Below are 659 nucleotides of genomic sequence, written 5' to 3' on the forward strand. Positions count from 1 at the left end.
ACCATGAACTCCTCCATCCAGGAGGGCCTCGCCGGGATGATCCGCGTGTTCGCCATCATCGACGAACCCGCCGCCATCGCCGATGCCCCCGGCGCCGTGCCGCTCCCCCCCGGCGCGGGAGAACTCGTGTTCGAGCATGTCGCCTTCAACTACCCTGACGGCCGCCCCGGCCTGAAAGACCTCTCCTTCAGCGCCGCATCCGGCAAGATGCTGGCTCTGGTCGGCTCCTCGGGCGCTGGCAAATCAACCGCCCTGGCCCTCATCCCCCGCCTCTACACCCCAACCGGCGGGCATATCCGCGTCGACGGCGCGGATATCACCGGCGTCACGCTGCAATCCCTGCGCGATGCCATCGCCTATGTCGGCCAGGACACGCTGCTCTTCGACGATACGATCTACACCAATATCCAGCTTGGCCGGCCAGACGCCACGCCCGATGAGGTATACGCCGCCGCCGCCGCCGCCGCCTGCGGCTTTGTGCATGAAATGCCTGAAGGCTTCAAAACCCGTGTCGGCTTCAACGGCCAGCGTCTCTCCGGCGGCCAGCGCCAGCGCGTCGCCATCGCGCGCGCCATCCTGCGCAACCCGCGCATCCTGCTGCTCGACGAAGCCACCAGCGCGCTCGACACTGAAAGCGAGGCCGCCGTGCAAACCGCCCT

Annotated in this window: 1 protein-coding gene; it reads left to right on the forward strand. The window is 67.7% G+C overall.

What is annotated here, in order from left to right; translation table 11 throughout:
• A partial coding sequence (locus tag QQJ84_RS19105) for an ABC transporter ATP-binding protein (protein ID WP_284259925.1) occupies positions 1-659 on the forward strand: 659 nt, incomplete at both ends.

Source organism: Acidocella aquatica, assembly GCF_030160635.1.
GTDB lineage: Bacteria > Pseudomonadota > Alphaproteobacteria > Acetobacterales > Acetobacteraceae > Acidocella > Acidocella aquatica.